The sequence below is a fragment of the Methylobacterium sp. NPDC080182 genome (assembly GCF_050281105.1).
Classification (GTDB): Bacteria; Pseudomonadota; Alphaproteobacteria; order Rhizobiales; family Beijerinckiaceae; genus Methylobacterium.
The window spans coordinates 195517-207653 of record NZ_JBNNWO010000006.1 but is presented as its reverse complement, the minus strand read 5'-3'; the positions used below and the strand labels follow the sequence as shown (position 1 = coordinate 207653).

At 73.6% G+C, this 12137-nt stretch carries 15 protein-coding genes; 6 read left to right on the top strand and 9 right to left on the bottom strand.

All coding sequences use genetic code 11. The features are described 5' to 3' along the window. Positions 1–147: 147 nt before the first annotated feature. Together nhaA and tlpA are read right to left on the bottom strand one after the other, a co-directional pair. Positions 148–1350: a Na+/H+ antiporter NhaA gene (gene nhaA, locus ACQKQD_RS13175; RefSeq protein ID WP_091675543.1), complete on the bottom strand. Its 1203-nt coding sequence runs from the start codon at positions 1348–1350 to the stop codon at positions 148–150. 54 nt (positions 1351–1404) lie between these two features. After that, a complete protein-coding gene (tlpA, locus tag ACQKQD_RS13170) occupies positions 1405–2046 on the bottom strand; it encodes a thiol:disulfide interchange protein TlpA (protein WP_020091314.1) in 642 nt (213 codons plus the stop codon). 42 nt (positions 2047–2088) lie between these two features. Here tlpA and argH point away from each other — a divergent pair, with 42 nt between their 5' ends. The 3 genes from argH to ACQKQD_RS13155 all read left to right on the top strand — a co-directional run bounded on the left by argH (position 2089) and on the right by ACQKQD_RS13155 (position 4840). Beyond that, positions 2089–3468 carry an argininosuccinate lyase gene (gene argH / locus ACQKQD_RS13165; RefSeq protein WP_020091313.1) on the top strand — a complete coding sequence of 460 codons (1380 nt, stop codon included), beginning with the start codon at positions 2089–2091 and terminating at the stop codon, positions 3466–3468. A 253-nt stretch (positions 3469–3721) separates the two neighbouring features. Further along, positions 3722–4003 (top strand): hypothetical protein, encoded by a 282-nt coding sequence (locus ACQKQD_RS13160; protein ID WP_042673334.1) that lies wholly within the window; start codon positions 3722–3724, stop codon positions 4001–4003. Between the two features lie 108 nt (positions 4004–4111). After that, complete coding sequence (locus tag ACQKQD_RS13155; protein ID WP_020091311.1) at positions 4112–4840, top strand: hypothetical protein; 729 nt, start codon at positions 4112–4114, stop codon at positions 4838–4840. 8 nt (positions 4841–4848) lie between these two features. On the opposite strand, the gene ACQKQD_RS13150 is transcribed toward ACQKQD_RS13155, so the two are convergent. Both ACQKQD_RS13150 and ACQKQD_RS13145 read right to left on the bottom strand, forming a co-directional pair. Then, positions 4849–5136 carry a hypothetical protein gene (locus ACQKQD_RS13150; protein ID WP_091675555.1) on the bottom strand — a complete coding sequence of 96 codons (288 nt, stop codon included), beginning with the start codon at positions 5134–5136 and terminating at the stop codon, positions 4849–4851. Between the two features lie 407 nt (positions 5137–5543). Further along, positions 5544–6221, bottom strand: coding sequence for an HAD family hydrolase (locus ACQKQD_RS13145; RefSeq protein ID WP_427508568.1), 678 nt, complete (start codon positions 6219–6221; stop codon positions 5544–5546). A 187-nt stretch (positions 6222–6408) separates the two neighbouring features. Between ACQKQD_RS13145 and ACQKQD_RS13140 the strand changes: the two genes are divergently transcribed. Next, complete coding sequence (locus ACQKQD_RS13140; RefSeq protein WP_020091308.1) at positions 6409–6729, top strand: hypothetical protein; 321 nt, start codon at positions 6409–6411, stop codon at positions 6727–6729. Positions 6730–6742: 13 nt separating this feature from the next. On the opposite strand, the gene ACQKQD_RS13135 is transcribed toward ACQKQD_RS13140, so the two are convergent. The 3 genes from ACQKQD_RS13135 to ACQKQD_RS13125 form a co-directional block, all read right to left on the bottom strand. Next, complete coding sequence (locus ACQKQD_RS13135; RefSeq protein ID WP_020091307.1) at positions 6743–7237, bottom strand: PAS domain-containing protein; 495 nt, start codon at positions 7235–7237, stop codon at positions 6743–6745. 333 nt (positions 7238–7570) lie between these two features. Further along, the gene (locus tag ACQKQD_RS13130) at positions 7571–7738 is read right to left on the bottom strand and encodes a hypothetical protein (protein WP_175556360.1); all 168 of its coding nucleotides are present in this window, start codon (positions 7736–7738) and stop codon (positions 7571–7573) included. A gap of 9 nt (positions 7739–7747) precedes the next feature. Beyond that, complete coding sequence (locus ACQKQD_RS13125) at positions 7748–9274, bottom strand: FAD-dependent monooxygenase (protein WP_427508567.1); 1527 nt, start codon at positions 9272–9274, stop codon at positions 7748–7750. A gap of 43 nt (positions 9275–9317) precedes the next feature. On the opposite strand from ACQKQD_RS13125, the gene ACQKQD_RS13120 reads away from it, so the two are divergent. Then, entirely contained in the window at positions 9318–9983 is a 666-nt protein-coding gene (locus ACQKQD_RS13120) for a TetR/AcrR family transcriptional regulator (RefSeq protein WP_427508566.1), read from the top strand. Positions 9984–10009: 26 nt separating this feature from the next. Here the strand turns inward: ACQKQD_RS13120 and mepA are convergent, their stop codons facing one another. Continuing rightward, complete coding sequence (mepA, locus tag ACQKQD_RS13115; protein ID WP_427508565.1) at positions 10010–10930, bottom strand: penicillin-insensitive murein endopeptidase; 921 nt, start codon at positions 10928–10930, stop codon at positions 10010–10012. Positions 10931–11050: 120 nt separating this feature from the next. Between mepA and ACQKQD_RS13110 the strand changes: the two genes are divergently transcribed. Further along, on the top strand, positions 11051–11467 hold the full coding sequence (locus ACQKQD_RS13110) for a PRC-barrel domain-containing protein (RefSeq protein ID WP_427508564.1): 417 nt from the start codon (positions 11051–11053) through the stop codon (positions 11465–11467). Between the two features lie 25 nt (positions 11468–11492). Here ACQKQD_RS13110 and ACQKQD_RS13105 read toward each other — a convergent pair whose 3' ends face one another. Continuing rightward, the gene (locus tag ACQKQD_RS13105) at positions 11493–12119 is read right to left on the bottom strand and encodes a ParB-like protein (RefSeq protein WP_020091301.1); all 627 of its coding nucleotides are present in this window, start codon (positions 12117–12119) and stop codon (positions 11493–11495) included. Between the last annotated feature and the right edge of the window lie 18 nt (positions 12120–12137).

Here is a 12137-nt window from a genome sequence, read left to right as displayed (position 1 = left end):
GACGGAGCCCGGCACGTGGAAGAGGTGCCGTCCTTGCGCCGCCGTCATTGCGAGCGGAGCGAAGCAATCTAGACGGCGCCACGCTTCCCGATGTTCCGCTGCACTGGGTTGCTTCGCTGCGCTCGCAATGACGAAGCGCGCCGCCCGCTAATGAGGGGCGACGCGGCGCTTCGCGACGAGGAGGATCGCCGCGCCGGCGAGTCCCGATAGGGCCGAGCCCGCGAGCACGCCGAGCTTCACGGCGGTCTCGTGCTGCGGGTCCGGGAAGGCGAGGCCGCCGATGAACAGGCTCATGGTGAAGCCGATGCCGCACAGGACCGCGACCCCGTAGACCTGCCCCCAGCCGGCCCCGGCCGGGCGCTTGGCCCATCCCAGCGCCACGGCCAGCCGCAGGCTCGCGAACACGCCGGCCTGCTTGCCGAGGAACAGGCCCGCCGCGATGCCGAGCGTCACCGGCTGGAGCAGGGCCTCGGGGGTGAGGCCGGAGAGGTCCACGCCGGCATTGGCGAAGCCGAAGACCGGGACCACCCCGTAGGTGATCCAGGGGGCGAGGGCGTGCTCCAGCCGGTGCAGGGGCGAGTGCGCGTCCTCCGGCCGGCCCGGGCTGACCCGGATCGGGATCGTGAGCGCGAGCAGCACCCCCGCGATCGTCGCGTGGATCCCGGAGCGCAGCACGAGGACCCACAGCACGAGGCCGAGGAGCCCGTAGGCCGGGAGCCACCCGATCCCCGCCCGGTTGAGGCCGTAGAGGGCGGCCAGCACCGCGGCGGCGAGCGCCAGCATGGTGAGGTCGAGGCCGGAGCTGTAGAACAGCGCGATCACCACCACGGCGCCGAGGTCGTCGACGATGGCGACCGCGCTGAGGAAGATCTTGAGGGAGACCGGCACCCGCGACCCGAGGAGCGCGAGGACGCCCAGCGCGAAGGCGATGTCGGTGGCGGCCGGGATCGCCCAGCCCCGCAGGGTGCCGGCCCCGAGATTGGTGAGCGCGTAGAATGCGGCCGGGACCGCCATGCCGCCGAGCGCGGCGACGCCGGGCAGGACCCGGTCGGGCCAGGTCCGCAGCCGCCCGTCGAGGGCCTCGCGCTTGATCTCCAGGCCGACCAGCAGGAAGAACCCGGCCATCAGGCCGTCGTTGATCCAGTGCTGCACGCTCATCGGGCCGAGTTCGGCGTGGAGGGCGTGCGCGTAGGTGTCCGCGAGCGGCCCGTTGGCGACGACCAGCGCCAGGGCCGCCGCCGCCATCAGGATCAGCCCGCCCGCCGCCTCGCCGGCGAGCAGCGTGCGGATGATCGAGAGGGGGCGGGGCCTCCGCCTCGGAGGGGCGCGGTCAGGGGCGGGCGAGGTCATCGCGACACGCCTTGCCGCGCATCGGAGACGCGCGCAACCGCGCGGCCGCGACCGTTACGACGTCCGCCCCAGGGCCGCGCGGATCAGCGCCAGCCCGTCCGCGCTCGACCACGCGGCCGGCCCCTTCATCACCCCGATCGTGCAGCCCTGCGCGTCGACCAGCATCGTGGTCGGCAGGCCGGGCGACTGCGTGTCGCGCTGGAGGATCGGCAGCACGCGGCCGCCGGGATCGGCGTAGAAGGCGAGGTCGTGGATGCCCGCCTGCTTCAGCCATTCCGACGGCTTCTCGAGGTTGCGCGTGTCGACGTTGATCGCGACGACCTGGAAATCGGGGCCGCCGAGCTGCGCCTGGAGCCGGTCAAGGGCCGGCATCTCGGCCTTGCAGGGCGCGCACCACGTCGCCCAGAGATTGACGAGGAGCAGCCGGCCCCTGAGGTCGGCGAGGCCGGTCTCGGCGCCGTCCGGCCCCTTGAACCGGATGTCCGGCGCGGGCCGGGCCTGCGGCGGGGCCTGCATGGCGGCGACCTCGCCCTTCGCGGCCGCATCGACCCGGGCGAGCGCCGGCTTGGCGGCGGCGCAGGGCTGAAGGGCGCCGCCCGTGTTGCCGGGCAGGAGACCGCTCCCGTATAGGGCGAGGCCGAGGACGGCGAGCGCGGCGACGCCCGCGCCGGCCAGGATGGGCGTGCGGCCGGGCATCAGGCTCGGGCCTCGGGACGGTCAGGGCGCGGAAGGATCGACATGAGCAACCGGATGTGGGGCGGCCGCTTCGCGAGCGGCCCGGCGGAGATCATGGAGGAGATCAACGCCTCCATCGGATTCGACAAGCGCCTCGCGCCCCAGGATATCCGCGGCTCGCTGGCGCATGTGGCGATGCTGGGCCAAGCCGGCATCCTGCCGGCGGAGGATGTGGCCGCGATCGAGGCCGGGCTCAAGTCCGTGCGCGACGAGATCGAGGGCGGCACCTTCGCGTTCAAGCGCGAGCTCGAGGACATCCACATGTCGGTGGAGAGCCGGCTGACCGAGATCGTCGGCCCGGCCGCCGGGCGCCTGCACACGGCGCGCTCGCGCAACGACCAGGTCGCCACCGACATGAAGCTGTGGGTGCGCGACACCCTCGATTCCCTCGACCAGCAGGCCGCCGACCTGCAGCGCGCCCTCAGCCAGGCGGCGCTGAAGCACGCCGGCACCGTGATGCCGGGCTTCACCCATCTCCAGTCGGCCCAGCCGGTGACCTTCGGCCATCACTGCCTCGCCTATGTCGAGATGCTGGCCCGCGACCGGGGCCGGTTCCGCGACGCCCGGGCGCGGCTCAACGAGTGCCCGCTGGGCGCCGCCGCGCTCGCCGGCACCTCCTTCCCGATCGACCGGCACGCCACGGCGGCGGCCCTCGGCTTCGACCGGCCGACCGCCAACTCCCTCGATTCGGTCGCCGACCGCGACTTCGCCCTGGAGGCGCTGGCGGCGGCCTCGATCTGCGCCGTGCACCTGTCGCGCTTCGCCGAGGAGCTGGTGGTCTGGACCTCGGCCCAGTTCAACTTCGTGCGGCTGTCGGACGGGTTCACGACCGGCTCGTCGATCATGCCGCAGAAGCGCAACCCCGACGCCGCCGAGCTGGTGCGGGCCAAGAGCGGCCGGATCATCGGCGCGCTCACCGGCCTGCTCATCGTCATGAAGGGCCTGCCGCTCGCCTACTCGAAGGACATGCAGGAGGACAAGGAGGGCACCTTCGACGCCCTCCAGGCCCTGTCCCTGTGCCTCGCCGCCATGACCGGCATGGTGAAGGACCTGGAGCCCAACGCCGAAGTGCTCGGCCGCGCCGCCGGCTCCGGCTACGCCACCGCCACCGACCTCGCCGACTGGCTGGTGCGCGAGCTCGGGCTGCCGTTCCGTCAGGCGCACCACGTCACCGGCCGCCTCGTCGGCGCGGCCTCCGCCAAGGGCGTCGGCCTCGAGGCGCTGTCGCTGCCCGAGATGCAGGAGGCGGAGCCGCGGATCACCGAGGCGGTCTACGCGGTGCTGGGCGTCGAGAACTCGGTGGCGAGCCGCACCAGCTACGGCGGCACCGCGCCCGACAACGTCCGGCGCCAGGCGCAGGCCTGGATCGAGCGGCTGGGCTGAGCCGTCGCGGCCGACGGCGACCGGCGCCGGCTGGCGCTTCGCGCCGCTAGCCCCTGAGGGTTGCCGGGGGCCTGCGGCCCGCCGATCCGACCGTGGGGTGGCCCCCCGGTCGCCTCGGATCGGGGAACGGGCCCCCGCTCATCCACAGGACCGCTCAAAATTGTGCATTGCAACCCTCGGCCCGCCCGCGCGTTCACCGTCTGGCTAAGTCCGCTCAGCTACAAGCTTCGCCGTCTGGATCGGAGTTCGCAGGATGCCTGTCGAGAGTTGGCTGAACACGGAGGAGGTGCCGGATTTCGCGGCGCACGCCACGGCGATGATCGACGCCGCCCTGACCGGTTCCGGCCTGACGCGCGAGTCCTACTGGGCCGCCGTGCGCAAGGGCTACAACACCCCCTACAACGATCCGCCCCGCAAGGCCGCTCCGCCGGTCCGGCCGAACGCGATCGCGGTGCCCGCCGGCCCGGCGGTCGAGGCACTGCCGGTCCCGGCCGGCGTCATCGCGGCCCGGGCGACGGAAGCCCGCGCCGTCTGATTGTCGACGGATCCCGCCTCGCCATCTTGCCGACGTTTTACGCAAGCTTCACTAATCCCGAACCCCGGTCCGGCTCCTGACGGAGCCGCCCGTCGTCAGGAAGTGAAGATGGTCCGCGTCCCCCGCTCGCTCCCGGTCGGAGCTCTCGCCCTGCTCGCCTCCGGGCTGGTTACCGGCCTCGTCGGAGGTGTGCTCGGCGGGACCTGCCTGGTCGCGACGGCGGCCCACGCCCAGGACGCGGCGGCGGCCCCGGACGCCGGCGGTGGCGACGCGGCCCCGTCGCGGCGCGGGCGGCGGCACGGCCGCGAGCGGAGCAAGCGCGCCGAGAAGAAGACCGCGACCCCGCCGGGGATGCAGCAGGCCACCCCGGTGGCGATCTTCGGCGACTGGAACGTGTTCGTGAACGGCGACGGCCGCAACAAGCTCTGCTACGCGATCGCGCAGCCGCAGACGCGCTCGCCCAAGACCCTGAAGCGCGACACCGCCTACCTGTTCGTGAGCGTGCGCAAGGGCGAGAACATCCAGAACGAGGTGGCGGTGATGCTGGGCTTCCCGTCGAAGCCCGCGGCCTCCCAGGTCAAGCCCGGCTCCGCGGCCGCGCCGACCGACCCGAGCCTCAACCTCGGCGCCAGTCGCTACGGCCTCGTGGTCAAGGACGGCAATGCCTGGCTGCAGAACCCCGCCGAGGAGGCGCGGGTCGTCTCCGAGATGAGCGCCCGCAACCCGAAGATCATCATCAAGGCCACGTCGCTGCGCGGGAACCCGACGAGCGACGAGTACGCGCTCGGCGGATTCGCGGAGGCCATGAAGCGCACCCGGGACGAGTGCAGCAAGTAGTGGGCGGGTCAGGCCCGCCGCAGCGCGGGCCGGTGCGCCCGGTCGGGGGGCCGGGTCCGGGCGCTCATGCGCGCGCGGGCCGCGCGGGCGGCCTGCTCGGCCGTGCGGAACACGGCGCCGTCGAGCCCGTCGAAATCGCGCGCGGACGAGAAGAACCGGACGCCGCGCCCCTCGGGGACGGCGATCCCGGCGGTGACCTCACCGATCTCGATCACCCGGGCGGGTTCGCTCGGGCCGAGGGCCGGGTCCGCGAGGTCGGGACGGTCTTCGGGTTTGTACTCTGCGAGGCTGTGCATCGGATCGGGAACTCCCTGGGCCGGCCGGTCGCCGTGCCGGATCGCGTTGGCTGCTGCGGAGGATCGACGGGGCTCAGCGTCGACAGCGCCGGCGGGCGGCGGGGCAGCAGGGGGCGATCGGGAGCGGGTATCGAAGGGACGATGTGCGAGTGACCATCGGACGTCCTCCAGACTGAAGGACCGCGCGGCGCGGGGCCGGCGCAGTGCTTTAGCGTTTGATCACGCGGCGCAAGCTACGCTTCTCAAAGGACCGCGGCCGGCCCTGTCGCGCACCCGAGGTGCGCGGCCGGGCCGGCACCCCTGAAGATGGGCGCTGCACGGCGCACCGTCAACGGAACGGACTTCCGATTTCGAGGGCCGGCCTGGCAGGAAGCCGGTCCCGGGCACGCGTCCGGGAGGCGGATCGTTCAGGCCGCGGCGATCACCGCGGCGAGGTCGGAGAAGTCCGAGAAGATCCGGGCCGCGCCGGCCTCCGCGAGCCCGGCGCCCGCCGGGTCGTGACCCCAGTGGCCGCCGCCGGTGAAGCCCGCGACCCGCATGCCGGCGCTCCGGGCCGCCGTGACCCCGGGAACGCTGTCCTCGATCACGAGGCAGGCCGCCGGAGCGACGCCCATCCGCTCGGCGGCGAACAGGAACAGGTCGGGGAAGGGCTTGCCCCGCGCCACCTGCGCCGAGGAGAAGACGCGGTCGCCGAACAGGGGGAGCAGCCCGGTCAGCGTCAGGGAGTGGCGCAACCGCACCGGGTCGCTGCTCGACGCGACGCAGACCGGCAGGCCCACGGCGGCGACCGCCTCGGCGACGCCGCGCATCGCCCGCAGCTCCGCGTCGAACAGCGCCAGGGTCTCGGCCTTCACCGCCTCGACGAAGCCGTCCGGGGCGGTGACGCCGTAGTCGCTCGCGATATGCGCCATGATCGAGGGCATCGCGGTGCCGGTGAAGCGCGCCCGCACGGTGGCGAAGTCGATGTCCACGCCGATCCGGTTGAGCCCGGCCGTCAGGCAGGCGAGGCTCAGGGGCTCGCTGTCCACCAGGACGCCGTCGCAATCGAAGATCACGAGGCCGAGATTCGTCGCGCGCGCGTCCAAGGTCGACCGTTCCCGCACGGCCCGCCGCCGCCGGGCGACCCTGTGGCACGGGCCCGAGGGCCCCGCAACCGCGCGGATCGACGCTCGCCCCGGGCGCTTGCACCTTGCGGCGCGGCCCCATACTCCCGGGGCGGGCGCGCCGATCCGGCACCCACGGCCCGTAAGGCAAGGCTCAGAAGGCCCCGCGATGTTCCGCTTCCTGGCCCGCGTCCTGGGCTTCCTGCTGATGGCCGGCGGCTTCGTCGCGCTGGTCTACGACGGTGCCCGCTCCATCGCCAACAACGGGCTGCGGGTGACGCCGCTCTCCGACGTGATCGCCACCCTGTTCAAGGACAAGGCCAGCGCCCTGCAGGGCAGCGTGGAGGGGGCGGCGCCCTGGCTCTGGCACATCCTGGGCCTGCCGCTCACCCTGGCGCCGGCCTCCCTGATCGGCCTCGGCCTCGGCGCGGTCCTGCTCTGGCTCGGCCAGCCGGGCCGCGAGCCGATCGGGTTCCTGACGAAGCCCTGATCCTCCCGGCGGCCTAGCGGGCGGCGAGCTTGGCCTCGGCCTCGGCCAGGGCGGCCTTCAGCCGCTCGATCTCGGCGGTCAGCGCGTAGTGCTCGCTGACGTCGAGCTGCGAGGCGAAGAAGTAGACCACCCGTCCCGCCTCGTCCCGCACAGGTCCGACGTAGAGGGCGTTCTGGAAGGTCGAGCCGTCCCTGCGGTAGTTGAGGAGGTCGACCCGGATGTCCTCCTCCCGCCGGACGGCCGCGCGGAGGCGGTCGACGGCTGCCGCCTCGGTGTCGGGCCCCTGCAGGAAGCGGCAATTGCGGCCGACCACCTCCATCCGGGTGTAGCCGGTCAGCTTCAGGAAGGCGTCGTTCACGAAGACGATCGGGTTATCGTGCTGGGCCGGATCGGTGATGATCATCGGCATCCGGGTCGCCCGCACGGCGGCCGCGAAGGGATCGCCCCGGTGCGCCTCCGCCTTGAGGTCGTCCGGCACGTGGCTCGTGGCGGTCCCGCCCGTCTCCATCCGGATCAGCCCCTCACAGCGTCGCGCAGGGCGGCCGTCCGACCCGCGTCGTCGGGGCACCAAGCCGGAATTTGCCCGCGCGGTCCAGTCTCTCGCGGCGCGGTTCGCGGAGGGCGGGCGCCGAACGTCGTCCGGCGGTCCCCGCCTTCCCGTATCGGGCGGCGCCCGAGACCGGGAGGCGGGCCGCTGGCGCACCGCTTCGCGGGGGCCTGCCACCAGCAGGCCCCGGCCAAGAAGCTGGCCAAGAACCCGGTCGAGAACCCGGTCGAGAACCCGGTCGAGAACCCGGCCGGCTGTTGCGACCCGGCGGGAACCGGCGGCGCCGCCCGAGCCTCACGGGCTCCGGCCGTCGGGCCGCGTCTGCGGGCCCGGCGCCGGGGCGCCGGCGGCGCCGCCCCGCAGGGGCGGCGTGCTGTTCGGGCTGCGCAGCACGATCAGGACGCTGCCGAGGACCGAGAGGGCGAGGGCGGTCGCGAGGAGGATGAAGAGCCAGCGGGGCATCCGGGGCGGTTAGCACATCGGAGCCGGCGCGCCGAGCGGCCCGGCCGGTGACGGGCCGAACCAGCGGCCCACCGCCTCCCGCAGGCCGTCGAGGGCGGTTGCCGCGCCCGTCCAGGCGACGCAGCCGTCGGGGCGGACCAGCGTCGAGGGCCCGTCCGGGACCGCCACGCAGGTCACCCGGCCCGTCGCCGCGGCGACCATCCGGGAGGCCGCGCCGTCGGCGCTGCCGTCGACGAGGAGGCCCCGGCCGTCCTGCATCGCACCGTAGAGCGTCGCGCCGCCGGCGCCGAGCAGCCCGTCGCCGGCCATCCGGCCGACCGCGTCCTCGGGCGAGCCGAGATCGTACCGGGCGCTCAGGCCGCGCATCAGGCCGCCGAGGATCCGGCTGACCTCGTCGCTCTCCAGGAGCCGCGCCATCAGGTCGCGCAGCGCGCCCGATTGCGGATCGGGCCGCAGGATCGCCGCCTGGGCGCGGGTGTTGGCCGTGACGGCCTCGGCCACCGGGCGCCGCTCGGCCGTGTAGGTATCGAGCAGGGTCTCGGGCATCTCCCCGCGCAGCACGGCGGCGAGCTTCCAGCCGAGATTGGCGGCGTCGCCCAGGCCGAGGCTCAGGCCCTGGCCGCCGAAGGGCGCGTGGGCATGCGCCGCGTCGCCGGCGAGCAGCACGCGGCCCCGGCGGTAGGTGTCGACGAGGCGCGTGTTGTCGGCCCACCGGTTCGCGACCGCGACCCGGGCGACGCGGACGTCCGTGCCGCTGACCCGGCGCAGCGCGGTCTCGATCTCGTCGCGCGTGACGGGCGCCTGCCGGTCGGCCGGCGGGCCGCTGAAATCCAGCATGAACAGGCGGCGCGGGAACGGCCCGTGGCCGTAGACGCCCCCCGGCCCGCGGTGCCAGCCGACCGGCAGCGCGCCGGCGGGATCGTCGAGATCGGCGATCGCCTGGTACATGGTGAGCGTCGGCGGCGTGCCGGGGAAGGCGAAGCCGGCCATCTTGCGGACCGCGCTGCGGCCGCCGTCGCAGCCGACGAGATAGGCGCAGCGGACGCGCGCGTCGCCCGTCGGCGCGGTCCAGGCCACCTCGACCCCGTCGGCCGCCTCCGTGAAGCCCGTGAGCGTGCAACCGCGGCGCAGGTCGATCCCGAGCGCCGCGGCGCGGTCGAGCAGCATGGCTTCGAGGCTCTGCTGATCGACCGCGCGCATGCGCCGGTCCGGCTCCGCCTGCGGGCCGCGGCGGATGAACAGGAAGCCGAAATGGCCGCTGAACTGCGCCCCGCGCGGGCCGCCGCCGACCTGACCCGGCAGGCGGTCCATCGCCGCGAGGCTCCGCGCCTCGGCGGCCTCGATCGCCGCGCCCATCCCCCGCCGCTGCAGCGCCTCGACGCCCAGGGGGCCCAGCCCCAGCGCCTTGATGGTGGTGCTCGGCTCGGTGAGGCGCTCCAGCACCCGGACGCGCGCGCCCCCGAGGGTCAGCTCGATGGCGGTGAGGAGCCCCACCGGCCCGGCTCCAACCACGACGATGTCGACAGGCCTGTGCATGGACTTAATCCATTTCTATACTAAGTCTATGAATGGATGTGGTATGGAGCGGCGCCTGTCAACGCCTCCCGACCGCCGGTCCCGCAAGCGCCTCGCCACCCGGCAGGCCATCTCCGACGCCGCCACGCGGCTGTTCCTGGAGCGCGGCTTCGACGCCGTGACGGTGGATGAGATCGCGGCGGCTGCGGATGTCGGCCGGATGACCGTGTTCAACCACTTCCCCCGCAAGGAGGACATGTTCTACGACCGCGATGAGGAGGGGCGCGCACGCCTGCGCGAGACCCTGCGGCAGCGCGATCCCCGGGTCGCGCCGGTCGAGACGCTCCGCCAGCTGGCGCACCGGCTGGTGACGGGCCGGAACCCGGTCGTGGAATTCTCGGCGCGCAGCGGCGCCTTCGTCGCGACGGCGGCCGGGAGCGAGACGCTCAAGGCCCGGGCCCGGGCGATCCGGGACGAACTCGCGGGCGTGGTGCGGGTCGCGCTCGCCGAATCCGTCGGGCGCGGGCCGGACGATCCCGACGCCGACCTGGCGGCCGGCCTGCTGCTGGCGACCTGGAGCGTGGCCTTCCTCCGGGCGCACCGGACCTTCCGGGCGACGCGGCGGACGGAGGCGGCGAATGCCGCCTTCCTGGCGGTCATCGACCGGGGGACGGCCAGCCTCGCGGCGGCGCTGGCCGGCACGCCCTACGCGGAGGCGGCCGCGCCCTGAGCGGCGACCATCCCCGGGGTCCCGGCCTACGGTGCCTTCAGTACCGCCCGGCAGGCGGCGGGCAGCGCCGCCATGGTCATGGCGGGCTTGGCCTTCGGCGGCGTCTTCGGGGGCTTCGGGTGGAGCACCGCGTCCGAGAACCAGTAGCTGAGGTCGTCGCAGCCGTCGCCCGGCGGCGGCGCGCCCTGGGGCTGGCAATCCTCCTGGCCGGCCGGGCAGGAAAGCCGGATATGGTAGTGGTAATTGTGCCCGTACATCGGGCGGACCTTGGACATCCAGCGGCTGCCCGCGGCGTCGCGGCAGAGGGCCTTCTTGATCGCCGCGTTGACGAAGATGCGCTCCACCTCCGGCTGCTCGGCGGTGATCTTGATCAGCTGCAGGTGCGTGGGCGTCCAGACCTGGGGATCGATGTCGAGGCGGTCGCGGCGGACCATGTCGGTGGCCGAGGTCTCCTCGCGCTCCGCCCGGCTCATGCGGTGGTCGGGCATCGGCGTCAGCCAGACGTCGGCGTCGATGCCGATCTGGTGCGAGGCGTGGCCGGTGATCATCGGGCCGCCGCGGGGCTGGGCCATGTCGCCCACGAGGAGGCCGGGCCAGCCGACCCGGGCGGCCTTCTGCGACAGCCGCTCGATGAAGTCGACGAGGTAGGGCGTGCCCCACATCCGGTTGCGGGACGGGCGCATGACCTGCCAGTTCGGCCCGTCGAGCGGCAGCGCCTCGCCGCCGGCGAAGCAGCCCTTGGCGTAGAAGCCGTAGATGTGGGCCGGACCGGAGGACGCCTTGGTGACCCGCCCGAACAGGGCCTTGGCGGGCGTCGAGGGCGCGTCCGGATTCTCCAGGGGCGGCAGCGGCTTCGGATTGACGCTGCCGCGATCCTGGGCCTGCGCGGCGGCGGGCAGGAGCAGGGCGGCGAGCACGAGGCTCTGGGCGAAACGCGGCATCGGCATGCGGGGGCTGTTCGTCCGGCTGGAGAGGGCGGGCGCGGGCGCCCGCCGGAACGTGGCCCAGGGGCGGGGCGTTTTTCGGGCAGACGGCGCGCGTCGCGCGGAAACGGTCGGGAGGCGGCGATGACGGCCTTGGGAACGGGAACGGACACCGGTCAGCCCGGCACGGCGAACCCGGCCGGCCGGGAGCCCCGCCGCCTGATCGCCAGCGATCGGGTCATCGGGACGGATGTCCGCCGGCCCGACGGGACACGGGTCGGACGGATCGAGCGGCTGATGCTCGACAAGGTCTCGGGCCGGGTCGCCTACGCGGTGATGAGCTTCGGCGGGTTCCTGGGCCTCGGCGAGGACTTCTACACGCTGCCCTGGTCGGTGCTGCGGTTCGAGCCGCAGCAGGACGCCTACGTGGTCGACATCACCGAGGCGCAGCTGCGCGCCGCCCCGGCCCGCACCCCCGAGGGCACCGATCCGGCCGCGGACGGCGCCTGGGAGGAGCAGATCCACCGCTACTACGACGCGGCGCCCTACTGGGGCATATAGGCGGCGCCGCGACCGTCTGCGGGTCTCAGCGGACGTGGCGCGTGACCGGCCCGCACCAGCCGGGCAGGTAGTCGGCGTCCTTGGACTTGGCCAGCGACATCGCCCGCTCCAGGGCCGAGGAGAAGTCGTTCTCGATCCGCTTCTCCTTGATGTTCCGCCGCAGGAAGTCGGCCCAGAGAAACTCGCTGAACGGCGTCGTGTCCTTCGCGAAGCCGCCGGCCCGGCGCAGCTCGCCGGCGAGGCTGCGATAGGGGTCGTCCACCAGGGCGTCGACGGATTTCGGGATGTCGTCGAAGTGCTGGCGCACGCCGTCGGCGTCGTAGGGGTGGGTCCAGGACTTGTGGTCGCAGACCGTCCAGAACGCGTCCTTGTCGAGGTAGTGCAGGTCGGCCACCACGGTGACGAGCACGTTCTCGACGCCCTCCTCGTGCAGGGCGCGGGACAGGTGGTGGTGATCGATGATGTAGTGGCGCTTCTTCGGCCCGAGCAGCGTCGGGATCATGTGGGCGCCGAGGAATTCCTTCTTCTTCTCGCCGTCGTACTCCCGCCAGCGCCGCCGCTTCTCCGCCACTTCCCGGTAGCCCACGGTCATCTGCGTCGGGCGCAGCTCCGCGATCGGGATGGTCTTGAGCAGCGGCTCTCTACTGGCCATGGGGTCTCCTTCGTGCGT

What these genes read in the sequence shown, in the direction of transcription:
- argH (WP_020091313.1), top strand. Translation starts at nt 2,089, where the DNA reads ATGAGCAACCGGATGTGGGGCGGCCGCTTCGCGAGCGGCCCGGCGGAG.
- nhaA (WP_091675543.1), bottom strand. Translation starts at nt 1,350, where the DNA reads ATGACCTCGCCCGCCCCTGACCGCGCCCCTCCGAGGCGGAGGCCCCGC.
- ACQKQD_RS13110 (WP_427508564.1), top strand. Translation starts at nt 11,051, where the DNA reads ATGACGGCCTTGGGAACGGGAACGGACACCGGTCAGCCCGGCACGGCG.
- ACQKQD_RS13160 (WP_042673334.1), top strand. Translation starts at nt 3,722, where the DNA reads ATGCCTGTCGAGAGTTGGCTGAACACGGAGGAGGTGCCGGATTTCGCG.
- ACQKQD_RS13130 (WP_175556360.1), bottom strand. Translation starts at nt 7,738, where the DNA reads ATGCCCCGCTGGCTCTTCATCCTCCTCGCGACCGCCCTCGCCCTCTCG.
- ACQKQD_RS13150 (WP_091675555.1), bottom strand. Translation starts at nt 5,136, where the DNA reads ATGCACAGCCTCGCAGAGTACAAACCCGAAGACCGTCCCGACCTCGCG.
- ACQKQD_RS13120 (WP_427508566.1), top strand. Translation starts at nt 9,318, where the DNA reads ATGGAGCGGCGCCTGTCAACGCCTCCCGACCGCCGGTCCCGCAAGCGC.
- mepA (WP_427508565.1), bottom strand. Translation starts at nt 10,930, where the DNA reads ATGCCGATGCCGCGTTTCGCCCAGAGCCTCGTGCTCGCCGCCCTGCTC.
- ACQKQD_RS13155 (WP_020091311.1), top strand. Translation starts at nt 4,112, where the DNA reads ATGGTCCGCGTCCCCCGCTCGCTCCCGGTCGGAGCTCTCGCCCTGCTC.
- tlpA (WP_020091314.1), bottom strand. Translation starts at nt 2,046, where the DNA reads ATGCCCGGCCGCACGCCCATCCTGGCCGGCGCGGGCGTCGCCGCGCTC.
- ACQKQD_RS13125 (WP_427508567.1), bottom strand. Translation starts at nt 9,274, where the DNA reads ATGCACAGGCCTGTCGACATCGTCGTGGTTGGAGCCGGGCCGGTGGGG.
- ACQKQD_RS13135 (WP_020091307.1), bottom strand. Translation starts at nt 7,237, where the DNA reads ATGGAGACGGGCGGGACCGCCACGAGCCACGTGCCGGACGACCTCAAG.
- ACQKQD_RS13105 (WP_020091301.1), bottom strand. Translation starts at nt 12,119, where the DNA reads ATGGCCAGTAGAGAGCCGCTGCTCAAGACCATCCCGATCGCGGAGCTG.
- ACQKQD_RS13140 (WP_020091308.1), top strand. Translation starts at nt 6,409, where the DNA reads ATGTTCCGCTTCCTGGCCCGCGTCCTGGGCTTCCTGCTGATGGCCGGC.